Source organism: Exiguobacterium sp. SH1S1 (assembly GCF_004337245.1).
GTDB classification, from domain to species: Bacteria; Bacillota; Bacilli; order Exiguobacteriales; family Exiguobacteriaceae; genus Exiguobacterium; species Exiguobacterium aurantiacum_A.
Genome location: NZ_SJUZ01000013.1, coordinates 15495 through 38820, shown reverse-complemented (window position 1 = coordinate 38820; position 23326 = coordinate 15495). Strand labels below are relative to the sequence as shown.

General features: G+C 52.2%; 25 protein-coding genes. 2 read left to right on the top strand and 23 right to left on the bottom strand.

The window, feature by feature from the left end; genetic code table 11:
* Window positions 1-142, top strand: a 142-nt coding sequence (locus EVJ23_RS14585; protein WP_145963269.1) for a zinc ribbon domain-containing protein, incomplete at its 5' end; no start/stop codon positions are given.
* 260 nt (window positions 143-402) lie between these two features.
* Here the strand turns inward: EVJ23_RS14585 and EVJ23_RS14580 are convergent.
* The 19 genes from EVJ23_RS14580 to EVJ23_RS14490 all read right to left on the bottom strand — a co-directional run bounded on the left by EVJ23_RS14580 (window position 403) and on the right by EVJ23_RS14490 (window position 18163).
* Complete coding sequence (locus EVJ23_RS14580; protein WP_070329354.1) at window positions 403-1260, bottom strand: DMT family transporter; 858 nt, start codon at window positions 1258-1260, stop codon at window positions 403-405.
* A 104-nt stretch (window positions 1261-1364) separates the two neighbouring features.
* Window positions 1365-1844 (bottom strand): 23S rRNA (pseudouridine(1915)-N(3))-methyltransferase RlmH, encoded by a 480-nt coding sequence (rlmH, locus tag EVJ23_RS14575; protein WP_016509065.1) that lies wholly within the window; start codon window positions 1842-1844, stop codon window positions 1365-1367.
* An 83-nt stretch (window positions 1845-1927) separates the two neighbouring features.
* Window positions 1928-2089 (bottom strand): CxxH/CxxC protein, encoded by a 162-nt coding sequence (locus tag EVJ23_RS14570; protein ID WP_070329353.1) that lies wholly within the window; start codon window positions 2087-2089, stop codon window positions 1928-1930.
* 37 nt (window positions 2090-2126) lie between these two features.
* Window positions 2127-3395 carry a S1C family serine protease gene (locus EVJ23_RS14565; RefSeq protein ID WP_070329352.1) on the bottom strand — a complete coding sequence of 423 codons (1269 nt, stop codon included), beginning with the start codon at window positions 3393-3395 and terminating at the stop codon, window positions 2127-2129.
* 49 nt (window positions 3396-3444) lie between these two features.
* Window positions 3445-4236: an MBL fold metallo-hydrolase gene (locus EVJ23_RS14560; RefSeq protein ID WP_070329351.1), complete on the bottom strand. Its 792-nt coding sequence runs from the start codon at window positions 4234-4236 to the stop codon at window positions 3445-3447.
* 13 nt (window positions 4237-4249) lie between these two features.
* Complete coding sequence (locus tag EVJ23_RS14555; protein ID WP_070329350.1) at window positions 4250-5074, bottom strand: two-component system regulatory protein YycI; 825 nt, start codon at window positions 5072-5074, stop codon at window positions 4250-4252.
* Window positions 5061-6446 (bottom strand): two-component system activity regulator YycH, encoded by a 1386-nt coding sequence (gene yycH / locus EVJ23_RS14550; RefSeq protein ID WP_131466048.1) that lies wholly within the window; start codon window positions 6444-6446, stop codon window positions 5061-5063. Before yycH ends, EVJ23_RS14555 begins: the two co-directional genes overlap by 14 nt.
* A complete protein-coding gene (walK, locus tag EVJ23_RS14545) occupies window positions 6446-8287 on the bottom strand; it encodes a cell wall metabolism sensor histidine kinase WalK (RefSeq protein ID WP_071398690.1) in 1842 nt (613 codons plus the stop codon). The genes yycH and walK overlap by 1 nt, the downstream gene beginning before the upstream one ends.
* 3 nt (window positions 8288-8290) lie before the next feature.
* A complete protein-coding gene (yycF, locus tag EVJ23_RS14540; protein WP_070329347.1) occupies window positions 8291-9001 on the bottom strand; it encodes a response regulator YycF in 711 nt (236 codons plus the stop codon).
* A gap of 118 nt (window positions 9002-9119) precedes the next feature.
* On the bottom strand, window positions 9120-10409 hold the full coding sequence (locus tag EVJ23_RS14535; RefSeq protein WP_070329346.1) for an adenylosuccinate synthase: 1290 nt from the start codon (window positions 10407-10409) through the stop codon (window positions 9120-9122).
* Between the two features lie 173 nt (window positions 10410-10582).
* Window positions 10583-11935 carry a replicative DNA helicase gene (gene dnaB, locus EVJ23_RS14530; protein ID WP_070329345.1) on the bottom strand — a complete coding sequence of 451 codons (1353 nt, stop codon included), beginning with the start codon at window positions 11933-11935 and terminating at the stop codon, window positions 10583-10585.
* Between the two features lie 17 nt (window positions 11936-11952).
* The gene (gene rplI, locus EVJ23_RS14525) at window positions 11953-12396 is read right to left on the bottom strand and encodes a 50S ribosomal protein L9 (RefSeq protein ID WP_070329344.1); all 444 of its coding nucleotides are present in this window, start codon (window positions 12394-12396) and stop codon (window positions 11953-11955) included.
* Complete coding sequence (locus EVJ23_RS14520) at window positions 12393-14384, bottom strand: DHH family phosphoesterase (RefSeq protein ID WP_070329343.1); 1992 nt, start codon at window positions 14382-14384, stop codon at window positions 12393-12395. Before EVJ23_RS14520 ends, rplI begins: the two co-directional genes overlap by 4 nt.
* 150 nt (window positions 14385-14534) lie before the next feature.
* Window positions 14535-14765 carry a 30S ribosomal protein S18 gene (gene rpsR / locus EVJ23_RS14515; RefSeq protein WP_015880232.1) on the bottom strand — a complete coding sequence of 77 codons (231 nt, stop codon included), beginning with the start codon at window positions 14763-14765 and terminating at the stop codon, window positions 14535-14537.
* A gap of 41 nt (window positions 14766-14806) precedes the next feature.
* Window positions 14807-15322: a single-stranded DNA-binding protein gene (ssb, locus tag EVJ23_RS14510; protein ID WP_131466046.1), complete on the bottom strand. Its 516-nt coding sequence runs from the start codon at window positions 15320-15322 to the stop codon at window positions 14807-14809.
* A gap of 37 nt (window positions 15323-15359) precedes the next feature.
* Entirely contained in the window at window positions 15360-15647 is a 288-nt protein-coding gene (rpsF, locus tag EVJ23_RS14505) for a 30S ribosomal protein S6 (RefSeq protein WP_016509090.1), read from the bottom strand.
* Window positions 15648-15777: 130 nt separating this feature from the next.
* Complete coding sequence (ychF, locus tag EVJ23_RS14500) at window positions 15778-16878, bottom strand: redox-regulated ATPase YchF (protein WP_131466044.1); 1101 nt, start codon at window positions 16876-16878, stop codon at window positions 15778-15780.
* A gap of 153 nt (window positions 16879-17031) precedes the next feature.
* Window positions 17032-17235 carry a DUF951 domain-containing protein gene (locus EVJ23_RS14495; protein ID WP_016509068.1) on the bottom strand — a complete coding sequence of 68 codons (204 nt, stop codon included), beginning with the start codon at window positions 17233-17235 and terminating at the stop codon, window positions 17032-17034.
* Window positions 17225-18163 (bottom strand): mechanosensitive ion channel family protein, encoded by a 939-nt coding sequence (locus EVJ23_RS14490; RefSeq protein ID WP_131466042.1) that lies wholly within the window; start codon window positions 18161-18163, stop codon window positions 17225-17227. Before EVJ23_RS14490 ends, EVJ23_RS14495 begins: the two co-directional genes overlap by 11 nt.
* Before the next feature lie 170 nt (window positions 18164-18333).
* Here EVJ23_RS14490 and yyaC point away from each other — a divergent pair, with 170 nt between their 5' ends.
* A complete protein-coding gene (gene yyaC / locus EVJ23_RS14485) occupies window positions 18334-18960 on the top strand; it encodes a spore protease YyaC (RefSeq protein ID WP_070329339.1) in 627 nt (208 codons plus the stop codon).
* Here yyaC and EVJ23_RS14480 read toward each other — a convergent pair.
* From EVJ23_RS14480 to mnmG, 4 genes are all read right to left on the bottom strand, one after another.
* Window positions 18933-19715 carry a ParB/RepB/Spo0J family partition protein gene (locus EVJ23_RS14480; RefSeq protein ID WP_070329338.1) on the bottom strand — a complete coding sequence of 261 codons (783 nt, stop codon included), beginning with the start codon at window positions 19713-19715 and terminating at the stop codon, window positions 18933-18935. The two genes, yyaC and EVJ23_RS14480, sit on opposite strands and share 28 nt — an antisense overlap.
* Window positions 19716-19757: 42 nt before the next feature.
* The gene (gene noc / locus EVJ23_RS14475) at window positions 19758-20636 is read right to left on the bottom strand and encodes a nucleoid occlusion protein (RefSeq protein WP_070329337.1); all 879 of its coding nucleotides are present in this window, start codon (window positions 20634-20636) and stop codon (window positions 19758-19760) included.
* 79 nt (window positions 20637-20715) lie between these two features.
* Entirely contained in the window at window positions 20716-21432 is a 717-nt protein-coding gene (gene rsmG / locus EVJ23_RS14470; RefSeq protein ID WP_071398682.1) for a 16S rRNA (guanine(527)-N(7))-methyltransferase RsmG, read from the bottom strand.
* Between the two features lie 4 nt (window positions 21433-21436).
* On the bottom strand, window positions 21437-23323 hold the full coding sequence (gene mnmG, locus EVJ23_RS14465) for a tRNA uridine-5-carboxymethylaminomethyl(34) synthesis enzyme MnmG (RefSeq protein WP_131466040.1): 1887 nt from the start codon (window positions 23321-23323) through the stop codon (window positions 21437-21439).
* Window positions 23324-23326 lie beyond the last annotated feature (3 nt).

The following is a 23326-nucleotide window of genomic DNA, read 5'->3' as shown; positions in this document are numbered from 1 at the left end:
CTCGACCCAGGTTTGTTCGGCCTGTGGCGAGAACGGCGGCAAGAAGGACCTGCACGTCCGCGAGTGGACATGCGCCGTATGCGGCACGCACCATGACCGCGACGTCAACGCGAGCCTCAACCTGTTGCGCCTCGCCGACTGAAACACTCCAGGGTAGGGACTGCCCGACGAGCTTGGTCCACAACCGTGGCTGGTCAAAGCACGGTCTTCCCAAGAAGCTCCCACTTCAAGTTGCGAAGCAAATAAGTGGTGAGTAGTTCACCCTTCCAACCTTTCTGTCTAGAAAGAGTTATCATCAAATGTGGGTTTTCAATTTATTATAGTGACTGATTTTTGGTGTTTCAATACACATAATTACTTCAGATAACTCCTAGCGACGGCTACGATGTCTATGAATTCACTCTAGCCTTTCTTCACGCTTAAGACGGTCACAGTTATCAATATGATCGCCATTCCACATAGTTGAACAACGTTGAGTGTTTCACTGAGGAGAAAAAATCCAAAAGAGGACGCAGTGACTGGCTCGACCATGGCAATAACAGAAGCTGAAGTTGGCGACGTTTTCTCCAAACCTACTACGTATAAAAAGAAGGATAAACCCGCACCAAAGATCCCTAATAGAATCATCCAGAACCAGTCTGGTGAGTAAATGACGGATACTGCTTCATTCAAATCTGTGAAGAACAACATGATGAACGTAAACGTAAGAAAAGCGATTGCCAAAATCCCTTGTGGTTCTCCATGCTTTGAAGCATATTTAAAACCAAAAATAAACAACGCATATGATAGTCCAGCGCCTAGGCCCGCTAGAAGTCCAATCGTTGTAACCTGATCAGAGCCGACATTGTAAACTTCCGTCAGCAAGACGACACCAACCATCACGAAAGCGATTGCTATGAATTTGAAGAGAGACGGTTTTTCCAGATGAAATATAAACGAGATAAGGAGAACAAAGATAGGTGCCGTGTACATCAAGGCCGCCGCTACGGCGACGCTTGATTCTGAGATGCTAACAAAGTAAAAAACAAAGTTTCCTACTATCCCAATGCCTGCTACGACGGCCCAAAGGCATAAACGCTTGTTTAACCGGACTGGTCGAAATGCAAACCAAATTAGAAGACATATTAACCCTACAGTTCCTCTGTAAAAAGAAACGACCAAAGGGTCCCAACCTTTATCCATTAAAAAACTGCCAAGTCCACCGGAGATACCCCATAAAATTGCCGATAAAGCCACTAACAACAGGCCCTTATTAAGCATATTATTACCTCCACATTCCTCATTTAATCTATGTGGAGGTAACTATACCTTTTAATCAAAAATTTATAACTTGATTTTGGTGCAGTTTACGACTAAATTCTCATTTATTTATGGTACGGTTCATTCCGATTGATCCGATACGCCCGGTAAATCTGCTCACACAAGACGAGCTTCATCAATTGATGCGGGAACGTCATCTTCGAGAACGAGATCGTATCGTCCGACCGTTTCATGACGTCGTCGGATAAGCCAAGCGACCCACCGATGACGAAGGCGATTTTGCTCTTGCCGTACGTTGCCAACTTGTCGAGCTCACGGGCGAATTCTTCACTCGTCCGCTGCTTGGCATCGATGGCGAGAGCGATGACGTGCGTGTCCGGACTGATTTTCGCCAAAATCCGCTCGCCTTCTTTTTGTTTTACTAGAAACATGTCGGCTTCACTCAAATGTTCGGGCGCTTTCTCGTCCGCAACCTCGATTTCATGCACTTTCGCGTATGCCGACAGACGCTTCGTGTACTCCGCAATTCCTAGTTTCAAATATTTTTCTTTTAATTTGCCGACCGTGATAATTGAAATATTCATCCAATTCTTCCTTTTTCCACAGTTTTTTCGGAGTTATCCATAGGGTTATCCACAGAGTTATCCACAAATCCACATGTTGACAATCATTTTTTGCTTGACACAACATATGTTGCGTCGGCTTCGCAGAACTCACATTTGACTTGTCCACTTGTGGATAGTTCTTCGAGTAACGGGTACTCCCCCGTCTCATCGACAATGATGTCTAAAGCGATTTCAACATGTTCCTTGCATACTTTTTTTTCCACAAATTTTCCTCCTTAAAAAAGAAGCGTCGCCGCTCCTTTACGTTGCTTCTGTTAATGTGGCCTCGGTCGTTTCTGCCTTGCCTCGCCGTGTATATTCGATGACGATGTTATCCCCGACCGCGGCGTCTCGGTACAAAGCGTCACGTAAATCGACGTAACGTTTAATCTCACGGTCGCCGATCTTCGTGATGACGTCCCCGACGCGAAGCCCCGCTTGTTCGGCCGGACTACCGGGTGTGATCGCTTCGACGAACACCCCGTCCTCTTTGTCAAAACTGATGCCGTATTCTTCCCGGACATTGCCCGGGACGGCGATGACTTCTTGGATCGTGACGCCGAGCTGAGCCCGTGTCACCCGTCCGTCACGCTCGAGCATGTCGATGACCGGTAGCGCCACGTTGACCGGGATCGAGAAGCCGACCCCTTCGACGCTCGCTTCGGCGATCTTCATCGAGTTGATGCCGACGAGCTCACCGCGGATGTTGATGAGTGCCCCGCCTGAGTTGCCGGGATTGATGGCGGCGTCGGTCTGGATGACTTCGGCGTTATAGTCCATGAGACCGTCCGCGTTCGTATCAACCGGCACGGTCCGTTCGACACCACTGACGATACCACGCGTGACCGAGTTTGAAAAGACGCCGAGCGGGTTGCCGATCGCCATCACGGTCTCGCCGGCCTGTAGCACCGTCGAATCGCCGAGCACGATCGGATTGACGTCGATATTCTCCGGAAGTTTCACGGAGGCGACCGCCAAGTCGTTGAGCGGGTCTTCTCCTAAAATCGTGGCCGGTGCGACTTGCCCGTCCGCGAAGGCGACGTTGATCTCGTCCGCTTCCTCGATGACGTGGAAGTTCGTGACGATGTACGCCGTGTCCCCGTCGACTTTATAAACGACACCAGAGCCCGCACCGGCCTCCCATTGCGAGTCCGAGGTGAAGGCACGCTGGATGTTCGTGATGCTGACGACGGACGTCTTCGCGCCCGTGACGGCGGCCGTGATGTCCGACTCCGTGACGGTGACGGCTTGCTCGGTACGGACCAGCTCGTTTGTAACAAAACGAGAGGTCGGCGAATCCCAGAGCATCATCGCGAAAAAGAATAACGCCGCTCCTAAGAATCCGCCAACCCCTCCGAGTAATAACGGTTTTACATTCAGCCGTGGCTTATGGCGCACGTGTTCCTCTTGCTTTGGACGCCACTCGCTTCGGGATGGATAAGTCGATGGTGAATCGTTCATTGATGCTGCTTCGTGCTCTAAAGGTTCGACGTCTTGAGGTTCATACTCATGGTGTCTCTCTTCGTTCACGACGCGCCCCCCCTTCAGGACAGTGTTACCTGTCTTTTCCCAAGTTCGCTTATAAAGAAACGAGCGGACATGGGATTAATGGGTCGGTGTCATGCAATTTGATGCGTCCAAGATCGACGTCACGCATGCCGAGCGTCTGTGCGACGCTCATCTGCGCGAGTTCTTTCATATTGTTGTCTTTACTGAGGTGGGCCAAAAAGATCCGTTTCGTCCGCTCACCGATGACCTCGCTCATCGCGATGGCGGCGTCTTCGTTCGAGACGTGGCCATAGTCCCCGAGGATGCGCCGTTTGACGCTCCACGGGTACCGACCCATCTGTAGCATCGAGACATCATGGTTCGACTCAAAGATGAAGTCGTCCGCGCCGCGGATGAGCCCTTTCATCCGGTCCGAGACGTACCCGGTGTCGGTGATGTGGGCCAGCCGCTTGCCGTCATGGGCGAACTGATAAAACATCGGGTCGGCCGCATCGTGGCTGACGTTGAACGACTCGATCTCGATGTCCCCGAACTGTTTGACGTCACCGACCTCGAAATGAAACTTCAAGGCCGGATCGATCTTCCCGATTTTGTCTTCCATCGCTGCCCACGTCTTCGTGTTCGCGTAGATCGGCAAGTTGTACTTTCGGGCGAGGATCCCGACTCCTTTAATATGGTCGGAGTGCTCATGTGTGACGAGCAGTGCGTCGATACCCTCGAACGACTGGCCGATGTCTGTGATGCGTTGCTGCATCGCCTTGCCGGTCAATCCGGCGTCGACGAGCAATTTCGCCCGGTCCGTCTCAATATAGAGCGCGTTACCGGTCGAACCGCTCGCGAGCACACTGTAGCGTAAAGTCACTCGATCACTCCTTTCAGTCTTCTAAATTAAATTCAACCCGTTCGACCGTCCCATCGATGGCATTGACGAAATATACGTTGTCGTCGATAGCGATCGACCAGAGCGGCGGCATGATGATCAAACTGCCGGAACTATCGAGCGGTAAGCTATAAAACCCGGTGTTGATGGCGCGCATCTCTTGGTTCGGCTGGAAGTACTTCCGGGCCGCGAGTTGTGAGATCGCCTCGCTCGCCGTCAAGACGAGGTCGTCTTGCGATTTCGACGACAAGTTCGTCAAATGGCGCTGCTTGTAGTCCGTCACTTCGTAGTTTTCATTCAATTGAAGCAATAACAGGGACGGACCGATATATGTCTCCGTGTCCGCCTCGATTTCCGGGTTCGAGAAAATCTTATTGTTTTCATACGTCTGAACGAACGCGAGTTGGCGCGTCTCTTGGTCAAACCGCCAGTAGGCGTACTCTGACCCGAACGGCACGTAATCGGTGACGAATGTCGACGCCGTCGTCCGCAAGTCGTTCTCGTCGAGTGGGACGGCTTGTTTGAGCTCGACTTCAAGCTGCATGTTGTCGAGCGTCGTCGCTAATTGTACTTCACGATTTTTCGTGATCATCGACGCCGACATCTGCTCAGACGAGCCGGTCAAATAACCAATATCCCGTCCCATCCGTGGCAATTTCGATGCGTCGACGTCACGTTGGTCCAAGATTTGGGCGATTGACGTGTTATCGCTCGTCACAACCTCGGTCGCCCACGTTTCCGTCAAGAGCTGGAACAACAAGTAGATGTTCAGCGCGAGGAAGGCGAAGATTAAAATCGTTTTCGCTTTACTCCAATCCACGGTACATCATCCTCTCTGTCCAATCTTCCGGCTTGTCGTAAGGGATCCATCTCCCGGCTTCACGGACGAACCAGTTCGGGGAGAACGTGACGTAACGACTCGCGTCTTCATTGTATTCGATCTCATAACCGAGACGAATCTCAGTCACGTTTTCGAACCGGTCTGCGTTGACGAGCGTATCGATGACGTCTTGCCCGTCTGCAAGCTGTGTCGTCCCGACCGAGATCAACCGGTCGATTTCGAGATGATGACGCGTGATGGACCGGACTTGTGCCCCGTCGTTTTCAACGCGCAGTGTGGATAAGTCGATCGCATCGTTGTTGATAAACGCATCACGTTGGCTAAAGACAGGGTGCCCTTTCACGTGAAACCGAAACACGGTCGTCTCAAAGCCTTTGTTCGCTGGTGTGATCGCATCGAAACGAAGGGACAGACCTTGACTCTCTGACGTCTCATCGACCCAGCCGCCATGAAAGTTGACGAAGTCGACGATCGTATCAAGCCCGATCGCCGACTCGCGCTCGGTGCTATTGCGTGACAAGTTGCGATAGCGGCTCGCGTTCAACGTCGCGTCATACTCGGCGACGCTGATCCCGTTCGTGAGTGCGCCGATCGAACTCGCTGGATCGACTTCTTGAACGTTCGGGTCACCAGGGAAGAACGTATCGCGCATCCAATCAAGGCGTGCCGAGATTTGGATTTGTGAGACGTCATACGCGAACAGCTCGTTCATCTCAGGCCCGACGACCGGGATATAGTTGACCCGCTCGTCCGTGTACGTGACCCGTTGCATCGCACGGTTCGAATCTTTTAAGAACAAACTGTTGACGTCCCCTTGTCCGGCTTTAGAGAGCCGACCTTCCCACAGCGACTGATCGCTCATGATCGCCCGGACTTTCCAGACGTTGTCGTCCATGAAGATGAGCGCCCGTTGCGGTACTTTCCCTGACAGGCTGTAAGACCCGGGCAGAATGTAACTGAGCGTGTCCGCATAGTATGGTTCCGGTAAAATCAGTTCAACTGCCTCGTTGACACCGGCATACAAGCTCGGTACGTTTTTGGCGGCGAGCGGTTTAAACTCGTTCGCCTCGAATGCGTCGCGAATGACCCGAGCGATTTGCTTCGGCGTGTTCTTCGTCGCAAAGACAGCGTTGTTCTCGTGGACGACCGTCTGGGTTGGCACAATAATTTGCCTCGCCTGACGTTGCAGCGACTCGTCCACCGTCGCCACTTGGGTCTCGGATTGGACCGATTGATACTTCGGATGGTAATCCCAAAGGATGACCGTTTGGACGATGGACGTGACGATCAAGGTAAGCAAGACGAGCGATTTCACCAGCTCTGGCTTCGCCCAGAAACGTTTTCGTCCCATCAGTCATTCACCTCCACGATCGTATCGAACGGGATGGTGAAGTAAATCGTCGTCCCACGTCCAAACTCGCTCTCCGCCCAAATGTCGCCACCGTGGGCTGAAACGACTTCCTTGGCAATCGACAGACCGAGTCCGGTCCCGCCGATATTTCGCGCTCGGGCCTTGTCGACCCGATAGAACCGTTCAAAGATTTTCTTCAAGTTCGACTTCGGAATTCCGACACCTTCATCTTTGATACCGATGACGAGACGTTTCGCCCGCAGCATCGTCCGGAACGTGATCGTCCCGCCTTCTGGCGAGAACTTGACCGCGTTCGTGATGATGTTGTCGATTACTTGGGTCATCTTATCTTGATCGGCGTGCACGTAGACGCGACGCTTCATGAGCTTCCGGCGGAACTGGATCGTTTCGCCTTTCGTCATCTCATGGCGCTCGATGATATCGTTGAAGAATTGGATGAAGTCAAACTTCACTTTTTGCATCGTATACTCTTTACTGTCCATCTTCGAGAGCTGGAGTAAGTCGTTGACGAGACGAATCATCCGTTCGGTCTCGTTTTGAGTCGTCTCAAGGAACCGCGGTGCGAGCTCATCATCTTTGTACGCGCCTTCGGCGAGCACTTCGAGATAGCTCCGCATCGTCGTGAGCGGCGTCCGCAGCTCGTGGCTGACGTTGGCGACGAACTCACGGCGGTCTTGTTCGACTTGCTCTTGCTCGGTCACGTCGTGCAAGACGACGATGAGACCAGTGATCGGACCGCTATGTTTTTGAATTGGTGAGAAGTAGGCGCGGACGAGGAACAATTCTTCGTCCGTACTGAGATCGATCAATTTCGCCGGCATCGTCCCGTCTTCCGGGATGACGATCTCATCATCAAACTCGAGCAGGCTCTGCAGGTTCGACCCCATCGCCTCTTCTTCGGCGACACCGATCATATCGCGGGCCTGGTCGTTCATGAGGATGACGCGGAGCGAACGGTCGGTCGCGACGACACCGTCCGACATGTTCTCTAACACACTCGTCAAGCGGCGTCGTTCGGCCTCGGTCGTCGCGTTCGCCTCCATCAGTTCGTCGGTCAGTTCGTTAAAGGCGTAGGCGAGTTGCCCGACCTCATCGTCGGAATAGACTTTAACTTTCCGCGAGAAGTTTCCTTTTCGCATCTCGACGGCTTGACGACGCATGTCCGCAATCGGCCGCGTGATTGTCCGTGACAGCAAAATTCCGAGGATGGACGTGATGATCAAGGCGATGAGTGTACCGGTCGCAAGGATCCTCGTCACTTGCTCCATCTGGTTGTAAATCGATTGCATCGACGCCTCGATATAGATCATCCCGGTCGTCGTCCCATCGACCTCGGATTTGATCGGGACGGCGACGACGCGCATCCGCTCGTTCGAGTCCTCATAGACGAGCGTCTCTTGCGCACCGCTTGTCGCGAACGATTTTTGAATGAACGAACTCGCCGTCCGTTGTCCGACGAGGCTTTGGTTGTTTTGGTTCGAAGTCGCCCGGACGACACTGTTCGTGTCGATAATTTGGACTTCGCGAATATCGTCAGCTAGCGTCGTGCTCTCCGTAAACTCAGACAGCAGTTGATCCAGTACCTGGTTCAACTGCTGATCAGTAGTCGAGTCACCGCCGTTCGATGCGATCCCTTCACTGACGTTGTAGCTCAGAAGGTTGGCCCGATCGACGAGCGACTGCGAGAAGTTGTTGATGTATTGTCGTTCGAGGGAGCGTACGAAGTACACTCCGATGACTTGCATCGCAACAAGGATGAGCAGCGCATAGATGACGACGAGCTTCCACTGGATAGATTTAAAGAAGTTCGTCCGTTTCATCGTTTAGTCTTCTTCTCCCGCTTTTAAATAGTACCCGACACCGCGGCGCGTAATAATATACGTCGGCGTGCTCGGGCTGTCTTCGACCTTCTCCCGCAAACGGCGGACCGTAACGTCGACCGTACGCACGTCTCCGAAGTAGTCGTAACCCCACACCGTCTGAAGCAAATGCTCGCGCGTCATCACTTGGCCGATGTTTTGGGCCAGGTAATGGATGAGCTCGAATTCACGGTGCGTCAGTTCGATCTTCTCTTCGCGTTTCGTGACCATGTATGAATCCGGATGAATCGTCAAGTCACCGATCACGATATCGTTCGCGTTGGCGCCTTTCGCTTCGACAGCCGGTGCCGTCGCGTGACGACGCATGTTCGCTTTGACGCGGGCTAAGAGCTCGCGTGAGCTGAACGGCTTCGTGACGTAGTCGTCGGCGCCGAGTTCGAGGCCGAGTACTTTGTCGATCTCCGAGTCTTTCGCCGTCAACATGATGATCGGCATATCATACTTCTTACGCACTTCACGACACACTTCCATGCCGTCTTTGAGCGGGAGCATGATGTCGAGCAAGATCAAATCAGGTTTGACCTCCTCGACTTTCACGAGTGCCTCTTCCCCGTCATAAGCGACGTGGACGACATAGCCCTCTTTTTCAAGTTTAAACTTCAATATATCAGCGATTGGTTGTTCGTCATCTACCACTAAAATCGTACGATCCATTCAGTGAGTCCTCCTCTATCGTTAAACGTACACGTCCTATTGTAACTCTTTTTCAATGGGTTAGAAAGCGTGGTCCATTTCCACGGAAATGAAAAAAGAGCCGCGAGGGCTCTTAGTCTTATGCTTCGTAGATGTCACGCAAGATGACTGTCTGTTCACGCGCTGGTCCGACCGAGAACGTCAACAGTTCGATGCCCGTCAACGCTTCGATGCGCTTGACATAGCGCTGTGCGTTCACCGGCAAGTCTTCGAACTTGCGGACCCCTGTGATGTCTTCCGTCCAGCCCGGGAGCTCTTCAAACACCGGCTCACACTTCTCGAGGACGCGGAAGTTAGGCGGGTACTCATCGAGGAGCTTGCCTTCGTACTCGTACGCCGTACAAATTTTAAGCGTCTCAAGACCTGTCAACACGTCGATCGAGTTGAGGCATAGGTCAGTGATGCCGCTGACACGACGCGAGTGGCGGACGACGACCGAGTCGAACCAACCGACACGGCGCGGACGTCCTGTCGTCGTACCGTACTCCTTACCGACTTCACGGATCATGTGACCGATCTCGTCATCGAGCTGGGTCGGGAACGGGCCGTCTCCGACGCGCGACGTGTACGCTTTACAGACGCCGACGACGTGGTCGATCTTCGAAGGTCCGATTCCGGCACCGCTCGATACCCCGCCTGACGCCGCGTTCGACGATGTGACGAACGGGTACGTCCCGTGATCGATGTCTAACAGCACACCTTGTGCGCCTTCGAATAGGATTTTCTGTTCTTCGTCGAGCGCATCGTTCAACACGACCGATGTATCACACACGTACTTGGCAAACTGTTGGCCATACGCATAGTATTCTTCAAAGATATCATCGAACTCGACCGCGTCGACTTCATACATCTTGACGAACATCCGGTTTTTAATTGCGAGGACCGTCTTCAGTTTCTCGGCGAACACTTCCTTGTCGAGCAGGTCAGCGATCCGGATCCCGATCCGTGCCGCTTTGTCCATGTAACAAGGGCCGATCCCTTTGAGTGTCGTCCCGACTTTCGCGTCACCTTTCGCATCTTCTTCAAGCTTGTCTTGAAGCTGGTGATACGGCAAGATGACGTGGGCCCGGTTTGAGATGCGGAGGTTGTCCGTGCTCACGCCGCGCTCATGTAAGTATGCAAGCTCTGTAATGAGTGACTTCGGGTTGACGACCATTCCGTTCCCGATGACACATGTCTTGTCCGAATAGAAGATCCCCGATGGAATCAAGTGAAGTTTATACTTCGTATCATTGAAGACGATCGTATGACCAGCGTTGTCTCCCCCTTGATAACGCGCGACGACGTCGGCTTGTTTAGACAAGAAATCGGTGATCTTCCCTTTTCCTTCATCGCCCCACTGCGTTCCCACTACGACTACTGATGACATAATGAATCCTCCTTGTAGATAAACGTTCTGTTCAAACCATTGGTAAGTGTACACTTGCCACTTCAGAAAGTCAACCTAATACCGAACGATAATTTTATGTATTACCCTTTCGTTCGTTATTGACTCGCATTCAATTACTATTTCCCCGATTCTACAAAAAAACACCACCGATCTCACATCGGTGGTGCGAAAGCTTGCGTCTCCATGTTGACGAACTTGTTGTACTCTTTCCGGAACGAGAGTTTGACCGTCCCGGTCGGACCGTTACGCTGTTTGGCGATGATGATCTCGATCGTGTTGGCATCTTCACTCTCTTTATCGTAATAGTCGTCCCGGTACAAGAAGGCGACGATATCGGCATCTTGCTCGATCGCTCCGGATTCCCGGATATCCGACATCATCGGCCGTTTGTCTTGACGGCTCTCTACGCCACGCGAGAGCTGCGACAAGGCGATGACCGGTACTTGGAGTTCCCGGGCGATCGCTTTGAGCGTACGCGAGATCTCAGAGACTTCTTGTTGCCGGTTCTCGCCCGGCTTGCCGGTCCCGACAATGAGCTGCAAGTAGTCGATCATGATCATGCCGAGACCGTACTCTTGCTTCAAGCGGCGGCATTTGGCCCGAATCTCGTTGACGCGAAGACCTGGTGTATCGTCGATAAAGATACCGGCCTGTGATAACGACGACATCGCGAGCGATAGCCGTCCCCAGTCCTCAGACTCGAGTCGCCCGGTCCGCAGACGCTGCGCGTCGATATTGCCTTCCGCACAGAGCATCCGCATGACGAGTTGTTCAGCACCCATCTCAAGACTAAAGATGGCGACGTTCTCGCCCGTACGAACCGCGACGTTTTGCGAGATGTTGAGGGCGAAGGCCGTCTTCCCGACAGAAGGACGGGCGGCCACGATGATGAGGTCGTTACGCTGGAACCCGGCCGTCATCTTGTCGAGGTCACTAAAGCCGGTCGCGATCCCCGTGATCTCACCGCTCGATTGATGCAGCTTCTCAATCGTCGAATAGGCATCCGACAAAACCGAACCGATCGAATGGAAACTCGATTGGCCTTTCCGTTGCGAAACTTTTAAAATGTTTCGCTCGGCATCAGATAGGACCGCATCGACTTCGTCTTGACGCTCGTATCCGTCCGAGACGATATTCGTCGCCGTCCGGATGAGACGCCGGAGCGCCGCCTTTTGATCGACGACGTTCAAATAGTACCCGATGTTCCCGATGGCAGGAACCGCCTCGGCGATTTCGGCCAAGTAGTTCAATCCACCGATCTCATCGAGGATTCCTTGTGATTGGAGCTCCGAACTGAGCGTGACCAAGTCGACGAGTTCCCCGCGGTCGTTGATCTTCAGCATCGCTTCGAAGATCCGTTGATGGCTGACACGATAAAAGTCGTCCGGGTCGACTCGTTCCGAGGCCGTGATCAGCCGGTCAGAATCGAGAATAACTGCCCCAAGGACGGCTTGTTCCGCCTCAACGCTATGTGGCGGAGTATTGACTTGAATCGCATCACTCATTCGTTTCTACCTCGCCTTCAAGCTTCTTGAACATGTACGTTTAACAGTGCCGTGACGTCATGGTGCAACTTCACGGGCACTTTTGTGAAACCGAGCGCTTTGATCGGATGTTCAAGTTCGATTTTACGCTTATCGATCTTGTAGCCCATCCCTTTGAGCGCTTCACCGATCTGTTTGCTCGTTACCGAGCCGAAGACACGGCCGCCTTCGCCTGATTTCGTCTTGACGACGATTGTCTCTTTTTCAAGCTTGTCTTTCAACTGTTGCGCGGCTTTCAGCTCTTCTTCGGCTGCTTCCTCGGCACGGCGTTCTTTCGCTTGAAACGCCTTCAAGTTGCCTGGTGTCGCTTCGACTGCCAAGTTTTGCTTGAAGAGTACGTTTTTTGCGTAAGCATCGGCGACGTTTTTCACGTCCCCTGCCTGTCCTTGACCTTTAACATCTACTTTTAAAATGACTTTCATTCCGATTCCTCTCCCTCGTTTTCATCTGTCGTGTAATGATCGATCGCTTCTTTTAAAAGCTGCTTCGCCTCGTCGCGACCCACGTTCAACTGCGTGGCCGCGTTCGTCAAGTGGCCGCCTCCGTCGAGCATCTCCATGATGACTTGAACGTTGACGTCACCGAGCGAACGGGCACTGATTCCGGTCCGACCGTCTGGCAAGATGGCGATGACGAACGACGCCTTGACGCCTTCCATGTTCAGGAGTTGGTCCGCCGATTGGGCGATCAACACTTGATGATGGGCCTCGTCGTCTGAAGCGACCGCGATTGCCATACCGCCTGCATAAATGTCGGTATTCTCTAGAATATGCGACTGTTCGATATAAGAATCGAGGTCTTGCCGCATGAAATGTTGGACGAGCACGGTGTCCGCTCCTTGAATCCGGAGGAATGAAGCGGCATCAAACGTCCGCGACCCGGTCCGGAGCGTGAACCCTTTCGTATCGACCATGATTCCGGCAAGGAGCGACGTCGCCTCTAAAATCGACAGTTTGCGGGTACCCGCTTGATATTCAATCAACTCTGTCACGAGTTCACACGTCGACGACGCGTAAGGTTCCATGTAGACGAGCACCGGGTCCTCGATAAACTCTTCGCCGCGACGATGATGGTCGATGACGACGACTCGTTCGGCCCGGTCTAAAAGATCCCGTGAGATGACGAGTGAGGGACGATGCGTGTCAACGATGACGAGAAGTGTTTGGTCATCGATGAGCGGTTGCGCCTCAAACTCCGTCAAAAAGCGGCTGTACAAGTCTTCATCATTCTCGACTTCATGGACGAGCCGTTGAATCCCGACACTCGTCTCGCCGGCCGGGATGACGACGTACGCCTCACGACCGACAAACTCAGCGAGCTTCATGATTCCAATCGATGCGCCGAGCGAATCCATGTCCGGGTTTTTATGTCCCATGATGAGGACACGGCTCGACTCTCGAATCAAATCACGCATCGAGTTCGAGATGACGCGGGCACGTACCCGCGTCCGTTTCTCGGTCGGATTCGTCTTGCCGCCGAAGAAGCGGACTTTTCCGTTATGACGTTTGACGACGACTTGGTCACCACCGCGTCCGAGCCCTAAATCGAGGCTCGATTGGGACAAGTTGCCGAGTTCGGTCAGCGTCGTCTCGCCGCAGCCGATACCGATCGAGAGCGTGAGCGGAATTTTATGTTCCTTCGTCGCTTCCCGTACCTCATCAAGAATCGAGAAGCGATTGTTCTCGAGTTCCGAGAGCGTTCGTTCGTTCATGACGAGGAAAAACCGGTCGGCAGCCGTCCGCCGCATATAAATGTGATATTTTTGCGCCCACTGGTTCAAGAGAACGGTCACACGGCGGTTGATTTCGCTGCGGACCTGTTCATCGACAGCAGTCGACATCTCATCGTAGTTGTCTAAGTAGAGGACGCCGATCACTGTCTGCGTTTCAGAGTACTTCTGTTCAATCTCCGCCTCGTCCGTCATATCGAACAAGTACAGCGTTTGATATTCCTTATTGTACAAGACACGGTATACACGGTCCCCGACTTCAATCGTCGCCTCGTCCTCTTCCTCCTCGATCAACTCCGTAAAGGCCGAATGAATCGAGTCGATCGAGATGCCCAGTTCCATCTCAAGTTCAAAGATGAGTCGGGACTGTTCATTGAACCAACTGATGCGCCGGGTCTCATCGAATATTAGAATCCCGATCGGCATACTCGTGAGCGCTTCTTTGCCGACATCCTCAATCCGATGTGAGAGCGAGTGGACATAACGTTCCCACGCTTTGCGTTCTCGCCGGATCGTCACTTGCTGATACGTGAAGAAGATCAGCGTGCCCACGAACAGGGTGATTGCCGCCACAATGCTGTAGAACGCCAATCCTAACGAAACGAGCATTCCAATCACATACGGAATCGCGTAACGTGCGTATTGGTTCTTCACTGATGTTATTGCTTCACCACTGTGCATGTGTGCCTCCTAAAATGAGTGCCGAGCACTCATGATGTCTAAATGGTTTCTGCTCTATCATACCATATCTGCCGGTTTCACTTACACTCCTACGTGGAGACAGAAAACAAAAAAACGACTTACCCCAAAGGATAAGCCGTGTGTCAAACATTACTCTGCAACGTATGGAAGCAAAGCCATTTGACGTGAACGCTTGATAGCGACAGTAAGTGGACGTTGGTATTTCGCTGAAGTACCAGTCACACGACGTGGAAGAATTTTCCCACGCTCTGAAACGAAGCGCTTGAGCAATTCTACGTCTTTATAATCGATATGAGTGATGTTGTTCGACGTAAAGAAACATACTTTACGACGACGACGACCTCCTGGACGACGTGCCATGTGAAGACCTCCTTTATTAGTTTAGTTTCGAATCGACGCGATCAAAATGGTAGATCGTCATCCGATAAGTCGATTTTGCCGCCACCCGAGAACGGATCTGCTTCAAAACCTTTGTTTGAAGATTGGTTTGAGGACTGAGATGAAGTCGAAGAAGCGGCTGCGCCCCATCCTGATCCACTTGACTCACCACCACCGAAAACATCTCCCGCTGGTGCTGTATCACGTTGCGCTGAGGCACCGCGTGGTTCAAGGAAGCGTACGCTATCTGCTACGACTTCTGCCCGGTAACGACGTTGGCCATCTTGACCCTCGTAACTACTGATTTGAAGGCGACCGTCTACGCCGGCCATGCTGCCTTTTTTCAAATATTGCGCCACGTTCTCTGCTTGTTTGCGCCAAACGACACAATCAATAAAGTCCGCCTCACGCTTCCCATCTTGTCCAGTAAATGGACGATCGCAAGCGAGAGTGAAGCGAGTTACGGCGATTCCGCTCTGCGTATAACGCATTTCTGGATCGCGTGTCAATCGACCAACTAACACAACTCGGTTAATCATCTCAAAGCTCCCCTTTCACAATATGAAGCGTCAAGAATCAACGCTCATCTTTAGTTGTCATTTGACGGACAACGTCATCAGAGATCTTCATGAGACGCTCTGTTTCTTGGATCGCTTTAGGTTCAGCAGTGATGCTAAGAAGAACATAGTATCCTTCGCGCATTTTGTTGATCTCGTAAGCGAAACGACGTTTACCCATATCTGTTGTTTTTTCAACAGTACCTCCGTTTTCAGTGATGACGTTGTTAAAACGTTCAACCAACGCTTTTTTAGCTTCCTCATCAACTGATGGACGGATAATGTAAAGTAGTTCATATTTACGCATTATCTTTCACCTCCTCTTGGACTAGCGGCTCCTACCGGTTGCAGGAGCAAGGAGCAAACAATTGTTTTACTCACGTCATAATATACTATCAAACTTATTTGCATTTTACAATACGTTTCAAGGAAATGTCTTAAACATTGAAGCGGAACGTGACTACGTCGCCATCTTCGAACACATATTCTTTACCTTCTGAACGCAACTTGCCTTGCTCTTTGACGAGTGCCATGTTGCCGGCAGCCGACAAGTCTTCGTACGAGACGACTTCTGCCCGGATGAATCCGCGCTCAAAATCCGAATGGATGACGCCGGCACACTGAGGAGCCTTCATCCCTTGTTTGAACGTCCAAGCACGGACTTCTTTCTCACCTGCCGTGAAGTATGTGGCGAGACCTAGCGTCGAGTACGCGGCATGGATCAGCTGATCGAGGCCAGACTCTTCAATCCCGAGGTCTTGTAAGAACTCAAGGCGCTCTTCTGGCTCAAGCTCAGAAATTTCTTCCTCGATGCGCGCGCAGATGACGATCACTTTCGCATCTTCCGTCGCGGCGTGTTCACGTACGGCTTGCACGTACTTGTTGTTGTCCGAGTCTGCGACTTCGTCTTCGCTCACGTTCGCGACGTAAAGCATCGGTTTCATCGTCAACAGTTGGAAGTGTTTGACGATCGCGAGTTGGTCTTCCGTCAATTCGGCTACACGGGCCGGGCGCTCTGATTCGAGGACCGCTTGGACAATCTCGAGTGCTTCAAGTTCTTGGGCGGCCCCTTTATCTTTTGACTTCACCATTTTTTGAACGCGCGTGATGCGCTTGTCGACAAGTTCGAGGTCCGCCAAGATGAGCTCGAGGTTGATTGTCGTGATGTCATCGATCGGCGATACTTTACCGGCGACGTGGGTGATGTTGTCATCTTCAAAACAACGGACGACTTGGCAAATCGCGTCCACTTCACGGATGTTGGCTAGGAACTTGTTCCCGAGCCCTTCTCCTTTTGATGCTCCTTTGACGATTCCAGCGATATCTGTAAATTCGAACGCTGTCGGTACCGTCTTCTTCGGTTTGACGAGTTCCGTCAACCGGTCCAGACGTGTGTCCGGTACTTCGACGACTCCGACGTTCGGGTCGATTGTAGCAAACGGATAGTTGGCCGCTTCTACACCTGCTTGCGTGATAGCGTTAAATAATGTCGATTTCCCGACGTTCGGTAACCCGACGATTCCTGCTGTTAATCCCACTTATATTTCCTCCTCATCCGGCGTTTCCCGGGAAATGTTGATCCGTCTGTGGAGTGGGTACGTTCAGTACACCACACCGTCACATCCTTCACAATTATAGATAGTCCTCGATTAAACCGCAACTCACGGTTGCAACATAGAGAAGAACGCCACTTATTCAGCGGCGTTCTCTTGTTTAAGCACTTTTTTCAAACGTTTGTCAAAGTCACGTCGCGGCATTAAGACGCTCGCTCCGCAGCCTTGACATTTGATTCTGATGTCCATCCCGACCCGTGTGACTTGCCAACGGTTCGTCTGACAAGCGTGTGGTTTCTTCATCTCTACAAAATCGTTTAACTCATACGATTTAGCCTGCATTTTCGGGCGCTCCTTTAGTCGAAGTGGTTGGAGGCATCATGACCGTGCGTGGATATGGAATTTCAATCCCGCGCTCATCAAGTCCGGCCTTCAACTCTTTATGCAAAATCCGGCCTGCCGCGAAATGTTGCGTCGGCGGCACTTCGGCCATGAGACGGTACACGACTTCCGACGGTCCGAGCGACTGCACGCCTGCGAGTGTGATCGGTTCGATGAACAGATCGTAATACTTTTCCTCGACCGCTTTCGCGATTTCTTTCAGCGCTTTTTCGACCCCTTCTACCTCTTCCTCATAAGCGACCCCGATATCGACGACAGCGACGCTGTTCTCAAGCGAGTAGTTCGTCACTTGCATGATTTGACCGTTCGGAATGATCGTCACTTGTCCGTTCAATCCTCTAAGTTTCGTCGTCCGGATGCCGACTTCAATGACGGTCCCGTCGACTTGTTGGTTCAAGTTCACATAGTCCCCGTTCTTGTACTGGTTCTCAAAAATAATGAACGCGCCTGTGATGACGTCTTTGACCAAGTTTTGGGCACCGAACGAGATGGCGAGACCCGCGACCCCGGCCGATGCGATCAAACCAGCGATATTGACCCCGAATTGACCGAGTACGGTCAAAATCATAATGAGCCCGATCACATAACGGATCGTGTTTTGCGCCAGTTTCAAAAGCGTTTCATTTTGTCGTTGCGCCACGATGTTATCTTCATGGATTTTACGTAACGTGAAAACGCGCTGGACCATCGACGTCAATATTCTTGTCGCCGCATACAACGCCACGATGATGAGCACGACCCCGGTCAGCTTAATCCCAAGGGCGATCCACATCTCTGTATCTTGAAAATACGCGACGAAGCGGTTGACGTTATTAATCGTCTCGTCGGCCACCGTACTTAAATCTGTTTCTGTATTCTGTGAAGCCATGTTGTCACCTCTAAAGTCATATATTCTAACCCATCAAACCACAATTGATGACTTTTCTCAAACCCTACATCCGGACGTTATAAGTTTCCTTGTTCCGGGAATGGGTTAATACGATATCCTTCCGCAAATGCAACTAGATCACAAACAGCTTAGAAGAGAGGATGAGATTCATGCCGTTTCGCCTAAAACCTCATAAACCATACTCTTTCTTCATCGAACATACTGAACGGAGTGGATCCAAACTTTTTGCTGACCAGCTTCACGAACAGTTGGCGAGCGAGACACACCGTCCGATCGTTCTCGTCTGCATCGGATCCGACCGTTCGACCGGAGATTCGCTCGGTCCCCTCGTCGGTACGTTTCTCGAGGAAAAAATGGTTCGGAACTTGCACGTCTACGGGACACTCACGAAACCGGTCCACGCATTAAACCTAGTAGAAACACTCCATGAGATTCAGACACGCTTTCACCGTCCGCTCATCATCGCCATCGATGCCTGCCTCGGCCGCTTATCGAGCGTAGGTTACGTCTTCTTCTCGGAAGGCCCGCTCGCACCGGGCGCTGGCGTTCAAAAAGAACTCCCCTCGGTCGGCGAATACAACATCAAGGCGGTCGTCAACGTGAGCGGCTTCATGGAGATGATGATTCTACAAAACACGCGTCTCCACCTCGTTTACGAACTGGCGCGCTTCGTCACCGCCGGATTCGTCGAATTCGATTCGCGAATCGGAAACATCCACCATGAAGAGGCTGCGTTCACAAGACTTCGTCAATCACGTGACGAATCAAAATCTTGAGGTGACAACAGCGTCAACAAATGTTCCAAGTCTTCCTGCGAAAAATATTTCAACTCGAGGACGCCGCCTTTTCGACGTGACCGAATCGAGACATCCATTTGAAGACGTTCCGCAAGCACGGCCTCGACGGCTTCGACGTCGGCGTCTGAGCGTTTGAGCGTCTTTTTTTCTGTGCGCTCTTTTTGCAAATGGCGCTCGAGCCGGCGGACCGTCCACTGCTCAGCAATGACACGTCGCGCGATTTGTTCCATCGCCGCCTCCGACTTCATGCCGGTGATGGCACGGGCATGACCCATCGTCAGTTCTCCGACCATGACCGCGTGTTGGACCGCGCTCGGCAGTCTCAGGAGCCGGAGGCTGTTCGTCACATGGCTCCGGCTCTTCCCGACACGTGCGGCGAGCTGTTGTTGCGTCAGCCCTAATGTCTGCATGAGTTGCTCATAGGCGAGCGCTTCTTCGATCGCGTTCAAATCAGCCCGTTGGATGTTCTCGATTAGCGCGAGCTCCATGACCCGATCCGAGTCGGCCGTAACGACGAGCGCCGGAATGTCTTCCTTCCCGGCAAGCCGCGCCGCCTGATAGCGCCGCTCCCCAGCGATGATCTCATAATAGCCGCTCGCCTTACGGACGACGATGGGCTGTAAGACACCGTACCGTTCAATCGATTGTCGCAACTCTTCTAGCTTCTCGGCTTCGAATTGCTTCCTTGGTTGGTTCGGGTTGGGACGGATAAATTTGAGCGCTAACTTTTCCATCGTGACGCCTCCTTGTTCATGATTTATAAAAAAAGCACGAGCTCACTTTTGTGGCCGCGCTTTTGGGATTCGGATTCGAATTTCAACAAACTCTTCTTCATCGACTTCTTCGGTTTGAACTTCGATACCGGTTTTCCCGATCAAATCAATCGAGTCACGGATCGTGTTGATCGCGATTCGAGTGTCTCGGGCAAAACTTTTCGTCCGCCGGCGTTGCTTCTTCGGTTTCCGTTTTTCTTCTTCGATCGGTGTCGTCAAGAACGCGACACGCTGTTCCGTCTCTTTGACGTTATAGTCTTCTTCAAGGATCTCCGTGAGTACTTGAATTTGCAGCAACTCTTCTTTGAGCGGCAAGAGCGCCCGGGCATGTCGTTCGTTGATTTGACGGTCACGTAAACATTGTTTGACGTCGTTCGGCAGCTTCAAGAGGCGTAACTTGTTCGCGATTGTCGACTGGCTCTTACCAAGGCTCTTCGCGAGCGCGTCTTGCGTCAACTGTTTCATCGACAACAACCGGTCATACGCTTCCGCTTCTTCAATCGGGCTAAGCTGTTCGCGTTGTAAGTTTTCGATGAGCGCCAAGGCGGCCGTTGTATCGTCATCCATGTCACGGACGATAGCCGGAATGACGGACCATCCTAACGATTTGACCGCACGAAAACGACGCTCCCCAGCGATGATCTCATAGCGGTCCCCTTCCGCCTTACGAACAACGATCGGCTGAAGCAATCCGTGCTCTTCGATCGTGACGGCCAACTCTTCAATCTTAGCCGGTTCAAATACTTTACGCGGTTGATAACGGTTTGGAAGAAGTAATGCTAAAGCGATTTCTTGGACCGTGTCGTTCGGTTTAACTTGCGTCATTTCCGTGACGGCCACTTCTTGACGACTTCCGAACAGTTTAGCAAATGTTTTCTTCAACGTCGGCACCCCTTTATGTAAAAAATAAGCAGATTCCACCACTGGAATCTGCTTTTAGTTTCACGTGAAACAAGAATACTCAGATTAGCGGCTCTTTCGCCGGCGTTCCCGCTTTACGCGGATATTTCCCGGGCGTTTTACGTAATTTATCTACAATTACGATATTACGCTCACTCATCTCTCCTGGCAATAGGAACTGGTGTGTCGCTTTTACTTTCCCACCGAGCACCGCCAAGGCATTCTTCGCGTCCACAAGTTCGTCGGAAACTTTCGCGGCCTTGAGCGCCACGAACGTTCCGCCGACTTTTGCGAGCGGTAGACAGTACTCGGCGAGCACCGTCATCCGCGCGACGGCACGGGCCGTCACGACATCAAATTGCTCACGGAATTTTTTATTTTTCCCGAACTCTTCGGCGCGTCCATGGTGGAACGCGACGCCATCTAGCTCGAGAGCGAGGGCGAGTTCGTTCAAGAACGTGATGCGCTTGTTGAGCGAATCGACAATCGTCACATGTAAGTGCGGGAACAAGATTTTGAGCGGTAAGCTCGGGAATCCTGCCCCGGCGCCGACGTCACATACCGTCTCGACGGTCGTGAAGTCGAAATGAAACGCAGCGCTCAGCGAATCGTAGAAATGCTTCAAATAGACTTCTTCTTTATCCGTGATTGCCGTCAAATTCATCTTCTCGTTCCATTCGACGAGCATCTCGAAATACCGTTCGAACTGGGCGAGTTGTTTCTCGCTCAGTTCGAACCCTTCTGCCTGTAAGGCTTCAATAAATTGGGATTGATTCATCGTTTCACTCCACCGTTGCGTATTGTCCCTGCTCGATATAGACAAGAAGAATCGATACGTCGGCCGGGTTCACCCCGGAAATACGTGACGCTTGTCCAATCGAGAGCGGACGAACTTGTTTCAATTTTTGTTGCGCTTCCGTCGCAAGACCACTGATCGCGTCATAGTCGAGCTTCTCAGGGATGCGCTTCTCTTCCATACGACGCATTTTTTCGACTTGCTCGAGCTGTTTCGAGATGTAGCCTTCATATTTCACTTGAATCTCGACTTGTTCAGCTACTTCGAACGGCACTTCGACCGGAGCCGGTGCAAACCGCGTCAGCGTCGCGTACGTCACTTCGGGCCGCTTCAACAAGATGTTGGCATGTGCTGCTTCTTTGAGCGGGTTCGCCCCGACTTCTTCCAAAATCGCATTCACTTCAGCAGACGGTTTGATCACGAGCGACTGGAGCCGCTTCACTTCCGCAGCGATGGCTGTACGTTTGTCTTCAAGATTTGCATGGCGCTCAGCCGACAACAAACCGACTTCGTGTCCGATGTCGCTGAGGCGAAGATCGGCGTTATCGTGGCGAAGGAGCAAGCGATATTCGGCACGTGACGTCAGCAGACGGTAAGGTTCGTTCGTCCCTTTCGTCACTAGGTCGTCGATCAAGACACCGATATACGCTTGCGACCGGTCCAAGATGACCGGGTCTTTCCCGAGCACTTTGCAGGCGGCGTTCATACCGGCCATGATACCTTGCCCGGCTGCCTCCTCGTATCCGCTCGTCCCGTTGATCTGCCCAGCCGTGAATAGACCGATGACCGTCTTCGTTTCGAGTGTCGGCCAAAGTTGCGTCGGTACGACCGCGTCGTATTCGATCGCGTAACCGGGGCGCATCATCTCTGAGTTCTCAAGACCCGGGATCGTCCGGAGCATCTGGTGCTGGACGTCTTCCGGCATGCTCGTCGAGAAGCCTTGGACGTAGATTTCTTCCGTGTCGCGGCCTTCTGGCTCGAGGAAGATTTGATGACGCGGCTTGTCGTTGAAACGAACGACTTTATCTTCGATCGACGGACAGTAGCGTGGCCCTGTCCCTTTGATCGCGCCCGAATACATCGGCGAACGATGTAAGTTCTCGTCGATCAACTGGTGCGTCCGCTCGCTCGTATACGTGAGCCAGCACGGGATCTGTTCGATCGGATTGAGGTCGGTCGACGTGTAAGAGAAGAGCGACGGGTTCTCGTCCCCCGGCTGAATCTCCGTTTTTGAATAATCGATCGTCTTCCCGTCGATTCGCGGCGGCGTACCCGTCTTGAAACGAACAAGTTCAAGCCCGAGTTCTTCGAGATGCTTCGACAGCTCGACAGAAGGCATTTGGTTGTTCGGACCGCTCTCATAAGACAGTTCTCCGATGATGATTTGTCCGCGCATGAACGTACCGGTCGTGACGATGACCGCGTTCGCCCGATACTCCGAGCCTGTGTTCGTGATGACGCCACGTACTTGCCCGTCTTCGACGATGAGTCGCTCGACGAGTGCTTGACGAAGCAACAGGTTCGGCTCGTCTTCAAGTACTTTCTTCATGTGATTTTGATATTGGAATTTGTCCGCTTGCGCCCGTAACGCACGCACCGCTGGACCTTTTGATGTGTTGAGCATTTTCATTTGAATATATGTCGCGTCAATCGCTTTCGCCATCTCGCCTCCGAGGGCATCGATTTCACGAACGACGATCCCTTTAGCGGGACCTCCGATCGACGGATTGCAATACATAAACCCGACCATGTCCGGGTTCATCGTGAGCATCGCTGTCTTCGCGCCCATGCGCGCCGACGCAAGTGCCGCTTCGATCCCCGCGTGACCGGCTCCGATGACGATGACGTCAAACTCGCCTGCCGTGTAAGCCATAGT